Origin of the sequence: Rhizobium sp. CC-YZS058 (genome assembly GCF_034720595.1) — a bacterium.
Lineage (GTDB): Bacteria > Pseudomonadota > Alphaproteobacteria > Rhizobiales > Rhizobiaceae > Ferranicluibacter.
This window is the reverse complement of the sequence record NZ_JAYESJ010000001.1, coordinates 1,576,193-1,593,248: the sequence shown is the minus strand read 5'-3', so window position 1 is coordinate 1,593,248 and position 17,056 is coordinate 1,576,193. Positions and strand designations below refer to the sequence as shown.

Below are 17,056 nucleotides of genomic sequence, written 5' to 3'. Positions count from 1 at the left end.
TCGCGTCCCGCGCGGCCACCGCCTGTTTGCGACATCGGCATGTGCGCAGCGACCTTTTCGCTCAGCAGCGTCCGAGGGACCCGGCGCGTTATTTGCCGCCCTGCCGCGCGCGCCGGCGGGCCCGCGCGCTCAAGGCATGGCCGGGCCCCTGCGGTGCCGGGCGTTGGGCAGCGGATGGTTCGGGCTCGGCCACATCGGGCTCCGGAGTGGGCTGATCGGGCAGCGCCTCTCCCTCCTCCTCCTCCGGCGCCTCCTCGGGCAGGCGACCCGGGCGCAGGCCGCGGAAGAGATCAGAGAGCAGCGCGGCATCGTCCGGGCTGATCTTGACCGGCACTTCCGGTGCCGCCGGCCCACCCAGCGCCACGCCATCCGTCTTGAAGCGTTCAAAGGCCAGAAGGCGCAGTTCGGTGCGCACCGAGACGCCGGAGAGGATATCGGCCACGAAGGCCCGAACCTCGAAATCCAGCTTGTCCGCGGTGAACCCCATGAACACCACCTGCGGCTCGGGATTGCGCAGGATCGTCTGGCAATCCTGCGCCACGGCCTTGAGCACCTGCACGACCTTGCGTGGATCGTTGCTGGCATGGACGGTGAAAGGCACATCGACCCGGCCAAGCTTGTTGCGGTGCGTCCAGTTGCCGACGGAGGCGTTGATGAACAGCGAGTTCGGCACCATGATCGTCTGGCGCTGGAAGGTCTCGACCTCGGTGGCGCGCACCGAGATGCGCTTCACATAGCCCTCCGTCGTTCCGGAGATGACCCAGTCGCCGACCTTGAACGGCCGCTCTACGAGGAGAATGAGGCCCGAGACGAAGTTCGAGACGATGTTCTGCAGGCCGAAACCGACACCGAGCGAAAGGGCACCGGCAACAAGCGCGAGGCTTGAGAGATTGAGCCCCGCGGCGGAAATGCCGATCAGCCCCGCAAGCCCCATGCCGAGATAGCCGACGCCGGTCTTGACGGAATTGCGCACCCCGGCATCGGCCCGGCTGCGGGCCATGACGCTGCGGTCCAGCCAGCGCTGGAACCAGCGCGTGATGAGAAAACCGAGAACGAACAGCAGGATGCCGGCGAAGATGCTGATGATCGAGATGCTGATCGTGCCGACCTGGATATTGGTCAGCAGCTGGTAGGCACCCGACTCGATGTCGGCGATCTTGAAGCCCCATTGCAGCAGGAAGAGCGGAATGAAGAAGCAGGCGACCAGAACATAGATGAGAAGCCCGGTCAGGAGCCCGATCTGGTCGAGCGCCACCTGCTCCAGCCGGAAGCGGCGCGCGAGATAGCGGCCGACCACGGTCTTGGCGAGCGCGTCCTGCTTGGCGATCGCCTTGCCGGAGAGGATGCCGATATACATGGTGACGAAGATCGCCGTCGTCACCACGATCTGCGTGGCGATGAAGCGCGCCAGCCCGACATAGCCGGAGAGCGCGGCGAAGATCAGCCCCAGGCCGGCGAAGAACAGCAGGAAGGAGAGCCAGCGCGGCCAGGGACGGCCCTGCGCATCCAGCGGCTCGCCCTGCGGAATGACCGGTTTGAGGAGCGACAGGCTCATGAGGATCAGGCCGATGATGATCGAGGCGATCAGGCTCTTCACCACGGTGAGAACCAGCGGCGAGGCCAGCGTGACGCTGATCGTTTCGAGCAGATAATCGGCCGAATTGACGACGGCCATCGCGAGAATGGCCGCAACCAGCAGAACGGCGCCGCGATCCGAGACGCGCACCAGCCGCCAGGTGCTCTGGCCGGGCGCCAGAACGGCGGTCGAAATCGTCCAGATGAACTGCAGGCCGGCGCTGATGCCGAGCAGGATGCGCACGACGGGCGAGATATCGGGCCGCAGCACGTTGAAGGTCATCAGCAGGAAATAGCAGGTCGCCGCAAAGGTGCCGGCCGCGATCGTCGGGATCATCGTCGACCAGAAGGCGACCGAGAGCCGGGCGAGATAGCTCGGATGCACATCCCTCGTCGTCCGCTTGATGACGGGAGAGAACAGCCGGCGCGTGCCGAGCAGCAGAACCAGCGCCGCCAGAAGCGACAAGGAGACCGCGCTGAACAGCGGCAGGCGCTTGTAGGACAGAACGAAGGACAGCCAGCTGGTCAGGTTGCGCGTGAAGGCCTCGCGTTCGGCAAGGAAGGCGGTGCCGGCATCGGCAAAGGTATCGAGCGAGATGTCGGTGTGGCGCAGCAGCGTGTTGGCAAACAGCGCCCGGCGAATTTCGGTGATCGAGGCGGAAAGGCTGTTGGCCTGCTCCTGCACGCTTTCGGCACTGCCTGTGACGGCATTGAGGTCGGTGCGCTCCTGCAGGAGGCGATTGCGCTCCTCGGTAACAATGGCCGCTTCCGGCGGCGCGCCGTCGGCCGGCGGATCGCCGAGTTCGGTCAGGCGTCCCTTGATCTGGTCGAGCCGGGTGCGCGACGAATCGAGCAGGCCGGCGACCTGGCCGGAGAGATCATCGGTCTGCGCCTTCAGTTCCGCCAAGCGGTTGTCGTCCGCCCGCCCCTCTTCCACCCGGTCCGTCAGCCGGCTGAGCACCTGCTGCGCGGCCTGCAGGGTCTTGGCCGCATCGCTCTGCTGGGCTGGCGCCTGTTGGGCGGGGGCTTGCTGGGTGGGGGCTTGCTGGGCCGGTGGCTGCTGGGCCGGTGCTTGCGCATTGGATGGCTGTTGAGCCGGGGGAGCCGGTTGGGTTGCCTGCGGCTGCGCGGCGGGTTGCTGGGCCAAGGCAGCCTGCAGCGGCAGGGCAGCGAGAAGGGCGATGAGAAGGACGGATAGGAAACGGGTCATCAGGATCGCTTGAATGGCGGCGGGCGGCGTGCGGGCCCGCAGAATTGTCAACAGTCCGGTCGGACACGGCCGGACAGCCGTTCCATGAGCGGTATGGCGATTATGGGGCCGTGCGTCAAAAACTCGAGCCCGGCTCCTGCAGGAAGACCCGTTCCTCGGCCGTCGTCTCGCGTCCGAGGATTGCGTTGCGGTGCGGGAAACGGCCGAACCGGCGAACGATGACGGCATGACGCTCTGCGTAGTCGAGCAGTTTCGCATCGCCGAGCGCGGCAAACAGCCGGACCGACAGGGCCTGGTCCTCGACCGTCTCCGCATGTTCGAAGGGAAGATAGAAGAAGGCGCGCTCGGTCCTGCCCACCGCCTGATCGGCTGCGACATCGAGCGCCAGCCGCGCTTCCCGCCGGGCAAGACCATCGGTCGCAAAGGCCAGCGGCGAGCCGCGATAGATGTTGCGGGGCAGTTGATCGAAGAGAAGCACGGCCGCCAGGCGAGACTGCGGATCGGCCTGCCAGCGCGGATCGAGCCGGCGCGACTGCGCCAGATGGGTGGCTGCAAACCGCCGGGCGCATTCCGCATCGAGCTCCGGCGAGGAATTGAACCAGTCCTCTTCGTCAAGCTCCTCGAACCAGAAGCGCAGCACGTCGTCCGGCGTCGTCATGGGATCGCTCATCATCGCTCTCTTCCTGTTCAGCGTTTGACGGCATCAATCTTGCGCAGCAGCCGATGTCAACGAAATGGCTTTTCTTCGAGCGCACCGAGAACGGAAAGTTTGTTGTTCTGAAACTCCATCAATTCGCTAGAGTAAGCATCACCAAAAACGGAGGTCGAGCATGCAGACGAAGACGATCACGCGGTTTCTTGCCATGGCGCTTCTCGCCACAAGCGTCCAATTCGGCACCACGGGCTTTGCCTTCGCCGACCAGACGATCCTCAACGTGTCCTATGACCCGACGCGCGAACTCTACAAGGACTTCAACGCTGCCTTCGCTGAAAAATGGAAGGCCGACACCGGCGAAACGGTGACGATCCAGACCTCGCATGGCGGCTCCGGCAAGCAGGCTCGCTCGGTGATCGACGGGCTGGATGCCGACGTGGTGACGCTGGCGCTAGAAGCCGATATCGATGCCATTGCCAAGGAAAGCGGCAAGATCCCGGCCGACTGGAAGGGTCGTTTCGAAAACAACAGCGCCCCCTACACCTCGACCATCGTTTTCCTCGTCCGCAAGGGCAATCCGAAGGGCATCAAGGACTGGAACGACCTGATCAAGGACGGCGTCCAGGTCATCACGCCCAACCCGAAGACCTCCGGCGGCGCGCGCTGGAACTTCCTCGCCGCCTGGGCCTGGGCCCGCTCCGCCAATGGCGGCGACGATGCCAAGGCACAGGACTATGTGACGAAGCTCTTCCAGCATGTGCCCGTTCTCGATACCGGCGCGCGCGGCGCCACCACGACCTTCGTCCAGCGCGGGCTCGGCGACGTGCTGATCGCCTGGGAGAACGAGGCCTATCTCTCGCTCGAGGAACTGGGGCCGGACAAGTTCGACATCGTCACCCCCTCCGTCTCCATCAAGGCCGAGCCTCCGGTGGCGCTCGTTGATGGCAATGTCGACGCCAAGGGCACGCGCAAGCTGGCGGAAGCCTATCTCGGCTATCTCTACAGCGATGTCGGGCAGAAGATCGCCGCCAAGCATTATTACCGCCCCTTCAAGCCGGAAGCGGCGGACCCGGCCGACATCAAGCGCTTTGCCGAGGTGAAGCTGTCGACCATTGACGAATTCGGCGGATGGAAGGAAGCTCAGCCGAAATATTTCGGAGACGGGGGCGTCTTCGACACGATCTACAAGCCGGGACAATAAGCCTCCATGCCATTCAGCCTCGCGAAGCGATGGCACCTGAGACAGCCGAGCGTCATTCCGGGTTTCGGATTGGCGCTCGGCGTCACTGTGTCATGGCTCACCCTCATCATTCTCATTCCTCTGTCCGGGCTCGCCTGGCGCTCGAGCGCGCTCGGCTGGTCGACCTTCTGGTCGCTGGCGCTTGATCCGCGCACCTTGAACGCGCTCAAGATCTCGTTCGGAACGGCCTTCCTGGCGGCGCTCGCCAATGTCGTCTTCGGCGTTCTGCTCGCCTGGGTGCTGGTGCGCTACCGCTTTTCCGGGCGGCGCGTCATCGATGCGATGGTCGACCTGCCCTTCGCGCTTCCGACCGCGGTCGCCGGCATCGCGCTGACGACGCTCTATGCGCCGAATGGCTGGATCGGCCAGTATCTGGAGCCGCTCGGCCTCAAGGTTGCCTATTCGCCGACCGGCATCGTCATAGCCCTGATCTTCGTCGGCCTGCCCTTCGTGGTCCGCACGGTGCAGCCGGTAATGGAGGAGATCGACCGCGAGGTCGAGGAAGCCGCGGCCACGCTCGGTGCCAGCCGGTTCCAGACGGTCAGCCGCGTGCTGCTGCCGGGGCTCGCGCCCGCGGTTCTGACCGGCTTCGCGCTCGCTTTCGCCCGCGGGGTCGGCGAATACGGCTCGGTGATCTTCATTGCCGGAAACCTGCCCTATGTTTCTGAGATCGCGCCGCTTCTGATCGTCATCCGGCTCGAGGAATTCAACTATCCGGCTGCGACCGCCATTGCCGCCGTCATGCTGATCCTGTCCTTCGCGATGCTCTTCCTCATCAATTCGATCCAGGCCTGGAGCCGGCGGAGATATGTCTATGGCTCTTGATGCCACCGTACCCTCCGCCCCGCCCGCGCGCGGCACCGACCGCACGTCGGAAATGGTGCGCAGCGCCACCTCCGAAAGCCGGTTGGCCCGCTACAGCCTGATTGCGCTGTCGCTGCTCTTCGTGGCGCTCTTCCTCGTCATGCCGCTCGCCGTCGTCTTCACCGAGGCCTTTGCCAATGGCCCGGGCGAGTTCTGGACCGTGCTCAACGATCCGGAAACCTTCTCGGCGATCCAGCTGACCCTGCTGGTGGCGGCCATTGCCGTGCCGCTGAACCTCGTGTTCGGCATTGCGGCGGCCTGGGCGATCGCCAAGTTCGAGTTCAAGGGCAAAGCCTTCCTGACGACCCTGATCGACCTGCCCTTTTCCGTCTCGCCGGTCATCTCGGGTCTCGTCTTCGTGCTGCTCTTCGGCTCGCACAGCGTGCTTGGACCCTGGCTGCAGAGCTATGGGATCAAGATCCTGTTCGCCGTGCCGGGAATCGTGCTGGCGACCGTCTTCATCACCTTCCCCTTCGTCGCCCGCGAGCTGATCCCGCTCATGCAGGAACAGGGGACGGCGGACGAGGAGGCGGCGCTTTCGCTTGGAGCGAGCGGCTGGCAGACCTTCTGGCATGTGACCCTGCCCAACATCAAATGGGGACTGCTCTATGGCGTGCTTCTCTGCAATGCACGCGCGATGGGCGAGTTCGGTGCCGTGTCGGTGGTCTCCGGCCACATTCGCGGCATGACCAACACCATGCCTTTGCAGGTCGAAATCCTCTACAACGAGTACAGCTTCGTCGCCGCCTTCGCTGTCGCCGCCCTTCTGGCGCTGCTGGCACTGCTGACGCTCGTCATCAAATCCCTTCTCGAATACAGGTTCAGCGCCGAAATTGCGGCCAGCCGCAGGCACTGAAGAGGTCACCTTTCATGGAAGTACGCGTACAAGACATCCGCAAGGACTTCGGCCGCTTTCCGGCGCTGGAGACGGTGTCGCTCGATATTCGCTCCGGCGAGCTGATCGCCCTGCTCGGTCCTTCCGGCTCCGGCAAGACCACCCTGCTCCGCCTGATCGCCGGCCTGGAGACGCCGACCGACGGCACGGTCTTCTTCGGGACTGAAGATGCCTCGAAGAAGACGGTCCAGGAGCGCAATATCGGCTTCGTCTTCCAGCATTATGCGCTGTTCCGCCATATGACGGTGCTCGACAATGTCGCCTTCGGCCTGAAGATCCGCCCGGCCCGCACGCGGCCGCCGGCCGCCGAGATCCGCAAGCGGGCGAGCGAGCTGATCGACCTCGTGCAGTTGCAGGGCATGGAGAAGCGCTACCCGGCCCAGCTTTCCGGTGGGCAGCGGCAGCGCGTGGCGCTGGCCCGCGCCATGGCAGTGGAACCGAACGTGCTGCTCCTCGACGAACCGTTCGGCGCGCTCGATGCGCAGGTGCGCAAGGAGCTGCGGCGCTGGCTGCGCGAGATCCACGACCAGACGGGCCATACCACCGTCTTCGTGACGCACGACCAGGACGAGGCGCTGGAGCTCGCCGACCGGGTGGTGGTGATGAGCAAGGGTCGGATCGAGCAGGTGGGCACGCCGGACGAGATCTACGATCATCCGAACTCGGCCTTCGTCTTCGGCTTCATCGGCGAATCGAATGCGCTTCCGGTGCGTGTTGAAAACGGCCAGGTCTGGATCGCCGACCGGTCGATCGGCCTGCCGGCCAAGGGCGAGCCGGACGGACCGGCCGAGCTCTACTTCCGTCCGCATGATATCGAGCTGCTCGATGGCTGTGGCGGCTGCATCGCCGGGCTCGTCAGCCTCGGCCGCCGCGTGGCGGGAACGCGGCATGTGGAACTCGACGTGCCGGGCGCGACCAAGCGTGTGGAAATCGAAGTGCCGGCCGACAGCCAGGCTTCAGTCGGAACGCGCATCGCCTTCCGGCCCACGCGTTGGAAGCTGTTTCGCACCTGACCCTGACCCTGACCCTGACCGGATAAAGTGCGCCTCGGTTGACGGGAAGTCGAATCTGACGGTAAATGCGTAATTCCTGAATTGCCTCCGAAGGGGGGTAATCCGGCCATCCCGTCAGAGACCGCTCGTCCCATGCAGCACAGACCCGAAATTGATGGCCTGCGGGCCGTCGCCGTCGTCCCGGTCATCTTCTTCCATGCAGGGCTCTCGGCCTTTGCCGGCGGCTTCGTCGGCGTCGACGTGTTCTTCGTCATCAGCGGCTATCTGATCACGGGCATCATCGTCGCCGGCCAGGACAAGGGCCGCTTCACCATTCTCGGCTTCTACGAGCGTCGTGCGCGGCGCATCATCCCCGCCCTGTTCGTCGTCATGCTCTGCTGCCTGCCGTTCGCTTGGGCCTGGATGCTGCCGGCGCAGATGAAGAGCTTCGGCGAAAGCATCATCGCCGTCTGCCTTTTCTACTCGAACGTGCTCTTCTGGCAGCAGAGTGGCTACTTCGCGGCTGCTGCCGAACTGCAGCCGCTGCTGCACACCTGGAGCCTGGCGGTGGAGGAGCAGTTCTACCTCGTCTTTCCGCTGGTGCTGATGCTGATTCATCGGTTCGGCGATCGCGTTCGCATGGCCGTGGTGGCGGGTCTTGCGATCCTGAGCTTCCTCGCGGCCCAGTTCTTTCTCAATGGCGATCCGAGCGGCAATTTCTACCTGCCCTTCGGCCGCGCCTGGGAGCTCTTTGCCGGGGCGCTGGTGGCGCTCGTCCTGTTGCGCCATCCCCAGCCGCGCAGCAGCGCTCTGTCGCTCTTGGGCCTCGCCATGATCGCGCTCTCGGTGTTACTCTATGACGAGACGACGCCGTTTCCTTCCGTCTACACGCTGCTGCCGGTGATTGGCACGGTTCTGGTCGTGCTCTGCGGCGGACAGGGCACGGCAACGGCGCGGCTGCTCTCGACCCCGCTGCTTACCGGCATCGGCCTGATCAGCTACAGTCTCTATCTCTGGCACCAGCCGCTCTTCGCCTTCGCTCGCATCCGCAGCCTGACGGAACCTTCCGTCTGGCTGATGCTCGGGCTTGCGGCGCTTTCCGTTCCACTCGCCTATCTGTCCTGGCGGTTCATCGAGACACCGGTGCGGACAGGCCGAAGCGGGATCCTCGCCTCCGCACCCCGCATTCTCGGCGCGACCGCCCTGTCTGCCGCAGTCCTGATCGCGATCGGCAGTCTCGGCCGGCTGGATGGCGGGCTTGCCTTTCGCCTGCCGGAGGAAGCGCGCCTTGCGCTGGCTGTCGAGGAGAACCCGGATCCGGCCATGGAAGCCTGCCTGTTCGACAAGGGCCAGGCCAAGCTCGACCATCCGATCAAGGCCTGCCGGACACCGGAGAACGGGCCAATCGACACGATGCTGATCGGCGACTCGCATGCAGCCGGCATCACCGGCGAAGCCCTGCGCGCCTTTTCGCGGGAGGGCCTGAACCTCTATGCCCTCTCTCATTCCGCCTGCGTCGGCTTCTCCGGCTTCGTCGTCTCCGACAAGAAGTATCGCGAACGCTGCAATCGCTTCTTCACCGGCATCGAGGCCTATATCGCGGACGCGAAGATCAAGACGGTGATCATGCTCAGCCGCTGGTCGCTCTATGTCGATGGCAACGGTTTCGACAATGGAGAGGGTGGCAAGGAAGCGCTGAAGCCGACCTATGTCGATCTTTATGATCGCCGCGACGCCATGGGTGCACAGGACGATCCGGCCCGCAAGAAGCGGGTCATCGACACCTATCTTGCCGATATCCGCGCCTATCTCGACAAGGGCATCGATGTCGTCCTCGTCTATCCCGTGCCGGAGGCAGGGTGGACCGTGCCGAACCTCCTCGCTCGCGCGGCGATGACGGGTCAGACGGTCGAACCGCTTTCAACCTCGGCGGAGATCTATGCCGCGCGCAATGCCGCCGTCATCGCGGCCTTCGACAGGCTCGAGCATCCGCGTCTGCGCAAGGTGAAGCCCGGATCAGTGTTCTGCGACAGTCTGGTGAAGGGGCGATGCGTCAACAGCCTCTCGGGCGAGCAGATCTTCTATTTCGACGATGACCACCTCTCGAACGCTGGCGCAGGCCTGCTCATGCCAGGCATTATCGACGCTGTCCGGTCGCTGAAGGAGACAGCGCCGGCCGCCGATGCCGTCAGCGCAAATACTGGATTCTGAGCTCCAGCGTCATCCGCGCCACCGGCATGCGGGCCGAGTCCTGAACCTCGATTTCGATCATATTGGTCGGCGCGGAGGGCAGCCCATCCAGGGCCATCTCGCCCAGCACCGTCTTCGCCTGCTCGACGGCGGCCGTCAGGTCCGGAAATTCGAAGGCCTCGTCGGCGCCGATGACGCCGTCATTGTCGACCACGCTGAAATAGAAGGCTGGCATGACGCATCCGTTCTTTCTCTTCGACCGTTTCTACTCGCCTACGACGTCGGCAATTTGAAGGCTGAACGAGAGCCGACCGACGGCCGGTCGAGGTCCGCCGCTCGGCGCGACAGCGCTGAGAGAAAGCAGCATCGGCAGCTAGTTCGCCTCCCGCGCTTCCCGCTCCGGTGTCGTGACCAAGGGGTCTGGCGGTGTCAGCTTCGATGGGCTCGATTCCGTGTCAAACTGCTGCACGACCAGCACACTGAGGATCGCCGCGATGACGAGGCCGAAGATCGCGATCATCAGGATACGCACCGGCATGGACAGCTCCTTGTTTGCGGCTCCATGCCCCTCGTCAGGCACCGGACCCTCGCGCCGCTTGCACGACATTCCACGTGTTCGAAAACGCCGGCCAGGATGGCAATGTTCCGAGGACAACGCCTGATGCCAGTCTGGACAGTTGGGCGCTCAAGTCGTTGACGACCGAGACACCCCCTCCGGAAGCGGTGTGCGAGGCAGCACGGCTTCCTCGGTGCTTTGTCGAATAACCACGCGCAACAGCAGAGCGACCCATGTCGGCGGGTATTCGGACACAGGCGAGGACACGCTCGGTCGAGCGCCCTGTCCAGCGGACGTGAGCAGAAGATGCAGAGGGTCAAAACGAAAAGAGCCTGCTGCGGGAGGAGGTGCAGCAGGCTCTTGATTCCGGCCGGCAGCTGGGAGGAGGAGTGCTGCAGACCATCTGTCGGGGAACCTGGGAGGAGGAGGAGTTCCCTGACTGGTCGAAGCGGTGCGGGAGGAGGTGCAGCGCTTCGATGAGGAGGATCATACACCAGCCTCCCCGATTGGCGAGACGGTATATTGCATTGCAGCTATGTGTTTTTGCACGAGCGAAAAGGCATGATCGTGGGGCCTGGAGGCTTGACGGCTTGAACTGGCCATACAGCCTAACGAAAGGTTAAGTCCGGGGGTCGGCTGGCTGATTCCGTCATTCGAGCGACGCTTTCTCCTTGCCCCTTCCACCCGCCTCTGTCAGATGCGGGGATCACGGCTTCGTAGGGATTTTCGACCATGTCCGCCTCCTCCATCACGCTGGTGCCGCTTCGCAACGGACGATGGGCCTTCGTTCTTGTCTATCGCGGTGTCACCTATCCGGCGCAGGGCGCCTTCACCACCCAGCTCCAGGCTCATGCAGCCGGCGTCGCCGCCCTGAAAGGGCTCGAATCGAGACGCTGATTCGCTTGAAAATCAGGCCCTTCCGCCGGAACCTTGATCTTCACCTCGCGTTAACCCGCCGAGGGATGAAGGAGCAGTGATCATGACGGATCTCAAGGGTGTTCGGGGACGAACGGTGCGCGGCGAAGCCTGCACCTTGGAAGAGTTTCAGGCCCGATACGGCTTGGCGACGGAAGAGGCAAAACGGCTGTTCGAACGGTTCGGACCTTCGGCCACGGAACTGGATCTGCTGATGGCTGCCAAGCGGCGCACACCAGTCATGTGACGGCGACCGCAGGGCTTGGTCGGTGTCAACTGACGCGCGATGCGCGAGTTCCCGCGATTGGGGAAGGGTGAGCATTCTTTTATGCTTACGGCACGAAGCCGATATAGGACCATAGCGAGGCGCGGCGCCGTTTCCGCAAACGGGCGCCGGCAACGTTTTTCCCTTGCTTCCACGATCAAAATGTCTTTACCCACCAACAGATGGTCTCTCGGCCCTGGGGACAGGGGCCGGCAGGCAGAGGCGTGCAGGCGGCGAGCCCCGAGCTCCTGTTCTCGAAGCCCAGCCGTGACGGCTTGCCTTTGAGGAGTCTGTGCTCAAGACGTTTGGAGATGGGTGACTGATGGAAATTTTTACCGCTGCCGGCTTTGCCGCCTTCTTGCAGGTCATTGCGATTGATCTGGTTCTCGCCGGCGACAACGCGATCGTCATCGGTCTCGCAGCAGCGGGCCTTCCCGTTGACCAGCGCAAGAAAGCGATTCTCGTCGGCATTCTTGCAGCCACGGTGCTGCGCATCGCCTTCGCCGCCATCACCGTGCAGCTTCTCGCCATCGTCGGTCTGCAGCTCCTCGGCGGCGTCCTTCTTCTCTGGGTCTGCTGGAAGATGTGGTCGGAGCTTCGGTCGGCCGCGCATGAGGCCAACCAGTCGCTCGATCCGAATGCGCAAGAGGAAATGCGGGTTCGCAAGACCTTCCTGCAGGCAGCGACCCAGATCGTCATCGCCGACGTGTCCATGTCGCTCGACAACGTGCTGGCCGTTGCCGGTGCCGCGCAGGATCATCCCTCCGTGCTGGTCATCGGCCTGATCTTCTCGATCGCGCTGATGGGTCTCGCCGCCAACTTCATCGCCTCGCTGCTGCACAAGCACCGCTGGATCGCCTATGTCGGTTTGGCCGTGATCTTCTATGTGGCGCTGACCATGATGGTTCACGGCGGTCTGGAGGTCTGGCCTTACCTCACCGGCACGTCCACCCCTACCCCCGCCGGCTGATCAACCACACCGGAATTCTGACCCGCAGACCCGCACCGGCCTCTCTATGGAGGCCGGTTTTTTGGTCCCTGTCTTCGCGTTGCTTGCTCTGGCGCGATCGGACGATGCGGTGGCGTCTCCGCCCCTCGTTGCGAACTCGGCGAACTCTCCCGCGCCAATCGCGACCCAACAGCAGGCCCAGATCCGATCGGACAACGGGTTGCTTTAGCTCGAAACGCGTCCACGCCGTCGCTCGCTCGCCTCGACGTCCCCATTCCTGGCAAACCCGCCGCACGAAAAACGGCGCCGGATTGCTCCGGCGCCGTTCCAATGATGGTCGAAGGGAGGATCAGGCTGCGGCCGAGGCCTTGCCTTCGGTCGGGACTTCCGAGATCGTCTTCAGAACCTGGGAAGCGATCTGGTAGGGGTCGCCCTGAGAGTTCGGACGGCGATCTTCCAGATAGCCCTTGTAGTCGTTCTTCACGAAGGAGTGCGGCACGCGGATCGAGGCGCCGCGGTCGGCAACGCCGTAGGAGAACTTGTTCCACGGTGCGGTCTCGTGCTTACCGGTCAGACGCATGTGGTTGTCCGGACCGTAGACGTCGATATGCGCCATCAGGTTCTTCTCGAATGCGGCCATCAGCGCTTCGAAATAGGCCTTGCCGCCGACTTCGCGCATATAGGTGGTCGAGAAGTTGCAGTGCATGCCGGAGCCGTTCCAGTCGGTGTCGCCGAGCGGCTTGCAATGATATTCGACGTCGACCCCGTACTTTTCGGTCAGACGCTGCAGCAGGTAGCGGGCCATCCAGACTTCGTCGGCAGCCTTCTTGGAGCCCTTGCCGAACACCTGGAACTCCCACTGGCCCTTGGCCACTTCGGCATTGATGCCTTCGTGGTTGATGCCAGCGGCGAGGCAGAGGTCGAGATGCTCTTCGACGATTTCGCGTGCGACATCGCCGACATTCTTGAAGCCGACGCCCGTGTAATACGGGCCCTGCGGTGCCGGATACCCGGCCTCCGGGAAGCCGAGCGGACGGCCGTCCTTATAGAAGAAGTATTCCTGCTCGAAGCCGAACCAGGCACCTTCGTCGTCCAGGATCGTGGCGCGGGCGTTGGACGGATGCGGGGTAACGCCATCGGGCATCATCACTTCGCACATGACGAGCACGCCATTGGTGCGGGCCGGATCCGGATAGAGAGCGACCGGCTTCAGCACGCAGTCGGAGCTGCGGCCTTCGGCCTGCATGGTCGACGACCCGTCGAAGCCCCAGAACGGCAGCTGCTCGAGCGTCGGGAACGATTCGAATTCCTTGATCTGCGTTTTGCCGCGCAGGTTCGGTACCGGCTTATACCCGTCGAGCCAGATGTACTCGAGCTTATACTTAGTCATGACAAATCTCTCATAAATGGTGAGCCATCCAGGGGGCGATCGGCCGCAGCGACCAGTCCGTCCCTCCAACGATCAAGGAATGCATGCGCCGTGCCAGTTTCAGATCGTAAGAGAAAAGAAATCGAGCCGGACGATAATTCGCGCCAAGCCTACTCGTATGGGGACCTTGTCTGTTGAATCGATACCGCTTTTCGCACCGACTTCTCGGAGCGCTGGCGGAGTTCCGAGATACGAGAGACGAAAATCGAGGCAGACGCCTCGGAACTTGGCGGGCGGAGCGCCGTTGAGGCAGAGATTGAACGGAATTTTTGCGTCCGTTTGATTTATTTTTAGACTTTAAGACCAAAATATGTGCAATATGACGCCACGGTAACAGCTGAGAAGGGAGCCGATGCCATGCCCATCATCAACGAGCGCCACTCGGCGACGATCCTCCAATTTCCCCTGGGCGGCCTGAAGGGCGCCGGACATTGGAAGGCCCGCCGCGAGGCCGATCTGCAGGTCGACGACCGCATCATGATCATCGACACCTGCTGGTATCATGAAGAAGCCATGCGCGAGACCACGCCGCAGAAGAACTGACCGGGGCGACCGACAGTCGAGATGATCCCGGCTGCACGATGCCGGCCGGTTGTGCCTAGCTGCGCAGTTGGTAGTTGACGCTTGCGATCTGCCAAAGTCCGCCGAGACGGATCAGAGAAAGGTGCCCGACAAAGCTTCGCCCATCGAACTTGTCGATCAGCTTGACGACGGCAACGGACTCGGTGATGTCGTAGATGGTCAGGTCCGGCGATCCGGGCGGTGTTTCCGCCGCATCCGTTGAGGGCAAGGCCCCGGCATAGTCCGTCACGCTCATGCATTGAACCGCCGTGCCATCCGTGGCGATGATGACCGCTTGCGGATGGAAACACGCCACCAACGCCGGCGCATCCCCCGTCCCCAGTGCATGAACCAGGCGATGAACCACATCGCGGATTTGCGCCTCGTCACTCATTCTCGTGCCACCCGTCACTGCAAGGAGCCGGCGCCAGCGCGCTCAGCCCTGTTCCTCACCCAAGGTATCGGCGGCGAAGGCGCCGCGCTTGCCCATAGGTTGGGGCATTCCGGTGGTCGAGTCCACTGCCGTTTGACGCTCGAGCTCGGCATTGATCTCTGCGCCGATGATGAGAATGATGACCGACATCCAGATCCAGACCATGAAGCCGATCAGAGCACCGAGCGCGCCATAGGTGGCATTGTAGTTGGCGAAGTTGTCGAGGTAGTAGGAAAAGGCCAGCGAGGCGAGTAGCCAGGCAATGCTGGTGAAGAGCGCGCCCCACGAAAGCCAGCGCAATTGAGCGGCCTCCCGGCAAGGCCCATAGCGATAGAGCAGCATGGTCCCACCCGCCACCAAAGCCAGCATGACCGGCCAGCGCGCTGCGCGTGCCAGAAGCTCCACCCAGCGATCCAACCACAGATAGGACAGAACCGCCGGCAGGACGCCGATGGCCGAGATGATGACGCAGGCGACGATGATGGCGCCGAGCGTGAACAGGATCGCGAGCCCGGTCAATCGGAAGAACCCGCGTCGCTCGGTTTCGCCATAGGCGATGTTCATGGCATCGAACAGGGCGCGCGTGCCGTTGTGCGCGCTCCAGAGCGCGATTGCCAGGCCGCTGATGAAGCCGATCGACAGCGTCGATGCAGGCTGCGAGGTCAGGGCCTTCAGCTGGTTCAGGATGAGGTCGAGCGAGCCCGCCGGCAACACGTCGGCAAGCAGGCCGACCTGCACGCCGATCGCGCCGGGGTCGGCGACGAAGCCGTAGAGAGAGACGAGCGCGGTCAGCGTCGGGAAGAGCGCGAGCAGGAGATAATAGGTCACTCCGGCGGCGATCAGCGTCACCCGGTCATTGCTGACCTCCGCCACCACGCGCCAGAACACGTCCTTCAAACCGGGAAAGGGGATGTCCGTCGGGCTTTTCGCTGTTCGCCCATGTGCCTCGTCCCGAGCGGTGATCCGCGCGGGCGCTGCGGTTGCGCCATGTCCTGTCATCTGTCCCTCTCTCGTCATGGCGCGGGCTGTCCCTCCCGCGCCGCTCTCTCGCTGCGGCTCGCCTAGCCGGGGTTGTTGGATGGATTGCCCTGTGGCGGCAGGTCGCCCGGCGTGATGACCGGGGTCTTGCCCGCGTCCGGTGCCGGCTCGACCAGGTCGCCATCTCCCACGCGCGGCGGGGTCAGCACGCTGTTGCAGCTGTCGAGCGTCTCGGTCAGGCTCTGCCCCTCGCTTTTCGGCGCGCCCTCCCCTTGCGCTGCCGGGGGCGTCGTGCGGCAGGCGCTCCGGCCGTCCTGTGCCTCCGCCACCGAACCTGCAGCCAGCATGCCGGCGAGCGCGAGCGCGCGGACGCAGATGGGCAGCGAAAGGGTGAAGGATTGCATCGCGTGTCTGGACATGAACCGCTCCTTTTCGGCAGAACGAAAACAGGCGTGCTTGGTTCCGTGTTTGCGGCAGAGCGGAGACCGGATAGGAAGCGGAGGATAAGACCTTGATCGATCGTGCCTTCTTCGAACGGCCGGCTTCTGCAGTCGCGCCGCTGTTGATCGGCGCGCGGCTCCTGTTCGAAGGGGTCGGAGGAATGATCGTCGAGACCGAGGCCTATGAACCGCAGGATGCCGCGTCACACAGTTTCCGAGGGCCGACGCCGCGCAACCGCGCCATGTTCGGGCCGGCCGGCCATGCCTATGTCTACCGGTCCTACGGCATCCACTGGTGCCTGAACATCGTCTGCGAACCGGGCAGCGCCGTCCTGCTGCGCGCGCTCGCACCCGAAACGGGACTGGAGACGATGGCGGCCCGCCGGGGTGATGTCGCACCCGCCCTTTTTTGCGCCGGCCCCGGCCGGCTCTGCCAGGCGCTTGGCATCACGATCGCCGAGGATGGCGCCGACATGCTCTCCTCACCTTTCACGCTTGTGGCCTCCGACGCGGTTGCCGACGTGCAGACGGGGCCACGGATCGGCATCAGCCGCGACATGGATCGCCCGTGGCGCTTCGGCCTGCGCGGCAGCCGCCTCCTCAGCCGCCGCTTTCCGAACAGCCAGCCCATGGCTGCAGCGGCCGGACAAGACACCGGCGCGGATTGACTTCCCAGGTCTGCGCGACACATCCCCTGTCATGGGTCTGCATGCGACCCTTTTTGACAAGGAGCGACCATGACCTCTCACAAGACCCGCACCGCCCTGCTCGCCGTTGCGCTGGCAGCCTTGACCCTTTCGGCCTGCGGCAACACGGCCCAGGGCCTCAAGCGGGACGGACAGGACCAAAGCCGCGCCATGGACGATGCCAGCCGACGCGTGCTCGGCGGCGGCTGACCTCTCCCTCGAT

19 protein-coding genes are annotated in these 17,056 nt (G+C 63.9%); 11 read left to right on the top strand and 8 right to left on the bottom strand.

What is annotated here, in order from left to right:
• Positions 1–88: 88 nt before the first annotated feature.
• Both U8330_RS07575 and U8330_RS07570 read right to left on the bottom strand, forming a co-directional pair.
• Positions 89–2,785, bottom strand: a complete 2,697-nt coding sequence (locus tag U8330_RS07575) for a mechanosensitive ion channel family protein (protein ID WP_323104563.1) — start codon at positions 2,783–2,785, stop codon at positions 89–91.
• A 115-nt stretch (positions 2,786–2,900) separates the two neighbouring features.
• Positions 2,901–3,458: a DUF924 family protein gene (locus U8330_RS07570; RefSeq protein WP_323104562.1), complete on the bottom strand. Its 558-nt coding sequence runs from the start codon at positions 3,456–3,458 to the stop codon at positions 2,901–2,903.
• Positions 3,459–3,615: 157 nt separating this feature from the next.
• Here U8330_RS07570 and U8330_RS07565 point away from each other — a divergent pair, with 157 nt between their 5' ends.
• From U8330_RS07565 to U8330_RS07545, 5 genes are all read left to right on the top strand, one after another.
• Complete coding sequence (locus U8330_RS07565; RefSeq protein ID WP_323104561.1) at positions 3,616–4,641, top strand: sulfate ABC transporter substrate-binding protein; 1,026 nt, start codon at positions 3,616–3,618, stop codon at positions 4,639–4,641.
• A gap of 6 nt (positions 4,642–4,647) precedes the next feature.
• Positions 4,648–5,505 carry a sulfate ABC transporter permease subunit CysT gene (cysT, locus tag U8330_RS07560; protein WP_323104560.1) on the top strand — a complete coding sequence of 286 codons (858 nt, stop codon included), beginning with the start codon at positions 4,648–4,650 and terminating at the stop codon, positions 5,503–5,505.
• Positions 5,495–6,400, top strand: a complete 906-nt coding sequence (gene cysW, locus U8330_RS07555; RefSeq protein ID WP_416236829.1) for a sulfate ABC transporter permease subunit CysW — start codon at positions 5,495–5,497, stop codon at positions 6,398–6,400. The genes cysT and cysW overlap by 11 nt, the downstream gene beginning before the upstream one ends.
• A 14-nt stretch (positions 6,401–6,414) precedes the next feature.
• Positions 6,415–7,452 carry a sulfate/molybdate ABC transporter ATP-binding protein gene (locus U8330_RS07550; protein WP_323104559.1) on the top strand — a complete coding sequence of 346 codons (1,038 nt, stop codon included), beginning with the start codon at positions 6,415–6,417 and terminating at the stop codon, positions 7,450–7,452.
• Positions 7,453–7,584: 132 nt separating this feature from the next.
• Complete coding sequence (locus U8330_RS07545; protein WP_323104558.1) at positions 7,585–9,642, top strand: acyltransferase family protein; 2,058 nt, start codon at positions 7,585–7,587, stop codon at positions 9,640–9,642.
• Here U8330_RS07545 and U8330_RS07540 read toward each other — a convergent pair.
• Together U8330_RS07540 and U8330_RS07535 are read right to left on the bottom strand one after the other, a co-directional pair.
• Positions 9,620–9,856, bottom strand: a complete 237-nt coding sequence (locus U8330_RS07540) for a DUF6894 family protein (protein ID WP_323104557.1) — start codon at positions 9,854–9,856, stop codon at positions 9,620–9,622. The two genes, U8330_RS07545 and U8330_RS07540, sit on opposite strands and share 23 nt — an antisense overlap.
• Positions 9,857–9,994: 138 nt before the next feature.
• Positions 9,995–10,159 (bottom strand): hypothetical protein, encoded by a 165-nt coding sequence (locus U8330_RS07535; protein WP_323104556.1) that lies wholly within the window; start codon positions 10,157–10,159, stop codon positions 9,995–9,997.
• 750 nt (positions 10,160–10,909) lie between these two features.
• Between U8330_RS07535 and U8330_RS07530 the strand changes: the two genes are divergently transcribed.
• The 3 genes from U8330_RS07530 to U8330_RS07520 all read left to right on the top strand — a co-directional run bounded on the left by U8330_RS07530 (position 10,910) and on the right by U8330_RS07520 (position 12,327).
• Positions 10,910–11,074: a hypothetical protein gene (locus U8330_RS07530; RefSeq protein ID WP_323104555.1), complete on the top strand. Its 165-nt coding sequence runs from the start codon at positions 10,910–10,912 to the stop codon at positions 11,072–11,074.
• Positions 11,075–11,156: 82 nt separating this feature from the next.
• Positions 11,157–11,339: a hypothetical protein gene (locus tag U8330_RS07525; protein ID WP_323104554.1), complete on the top strand. Its 183-nt coding sequence runs from the start codon at positions 11,157–11,159 to the stop codon at positions 11,337–11,339.
• Positions 11,340–11,679: 340 nt separating this feature from the next.
• The gene (locus U8330_RS07520; protein ID WP_323104553.1) at positions 11,680–12,327 is read left to right on the top strand and encodes a TerC family protein; all 648 of its coding nucleotides are present in this window, start codon (positions 11,680–11,682) and stop codon (positions 12,325–12,327) included.
• A 328-nt stretch (positions 12,328–12,655) separates the two neighbouring features.
• Here the strand turns inward: U8330_RS07520 and U8330_RS07515 are convergent, their stop codons facing one another.
• Complete coding sequence (locus U8330_RS07515; protein ID WP_323104552.1) at positions 12,656–13,696, bottom strand: glutamine synthetase beta-grasp domain-containing protein; 1,041 nt, start codon at positions 13,694–13,696, stop codon at positions 12,656–12,658.
• 396 nt (positions 13,697–14,092) lie between these two features.
• Here U8330_RS07515 and U8330_RS07510 point away from each other — a divergent pair, with 396 nt between their 5' ends.
• On the top strand, positions 14,093–14,278 hold the full coding sequence (locus tag U8330_RS07510) for a DUF2735 domain-containing protein (protein WP_323104551.1): 186 nt from the start codon (positions 14,093–14,095) through the stop codon (positions 14,276–14,278).
• Between the two features lie 55 nt (positions 14,279–14,333).
• On the opposite strand, the gene U8330_RS07505 is transcribed toward U8330_RS07510, so the two are convergent.
• From U8330_RS07505 to U8330_RS07495, 3 genes are all read right to left on the bottom strand, one after another.
• Positions 14,334–14,690 (bottom strand): nuclear transport factor 2 family protein, encoded by a 357-nt coding sequence (locus U8330_RS07505; RefSeq protein ID WP_323104550.1) that lies wholly within the window; start codon positions 14,688–14,690, stop codon positions 14,334–14,336.
• 42 nt (positions 14,691–14,732) lie between these two features.
• Entirely contained in the window at positions 14,733–15,728 is a 996-nt protein-coding gene (locus U8330_RS07500; protein WP_323104548.1) for a YihY/virulence factor BrkB family protein, read from the bottom strand.
• A gap of 62 nt (positions 15,729–15,790) precedes the next feature.
• A complete protein-coding gene (locus tag U8330_RS07495) occupies positions 15,791–16,126 on the bottom strand; it encodes a hypothetical protein (RefSeq protein ID WP_323104547.1) in 336 nt (111 codons plus the stop codon).
• A 95-nt stretch (positions 16,127–16,221) separates the two neighbouring features.
• On the opposite strand from U8330_RS07495, the gene U8330_RS07490 reads away from it, so the two are divergent.
• Positions 16,222–16,815, top strand: a complete 594-nt coding sequence (locus U8330_RS07490) for a DNA-3-methyladenine glycosylase (RefSeq protein WP_323107222.1) — start codon at positions 16,222–16,224, stop codon at positions 16,813–16,815.
• Between the two features lie 69 nt (positions 16,816–16,884).
• Positions 16,885–17,043 carry an entericidin gene (locus U8330_RS07485; RefSeq protein WP_323104545.1) on the top strand — a complete coding sequence of 53 codons (159 nt, stop codon included), beginning with the start codon at positions 16,885–16,887 and terminating at the stop codon, positions 17,041–17,043.
• Positions 17,044–17,056: the final 13 nt, after the last annotated feature.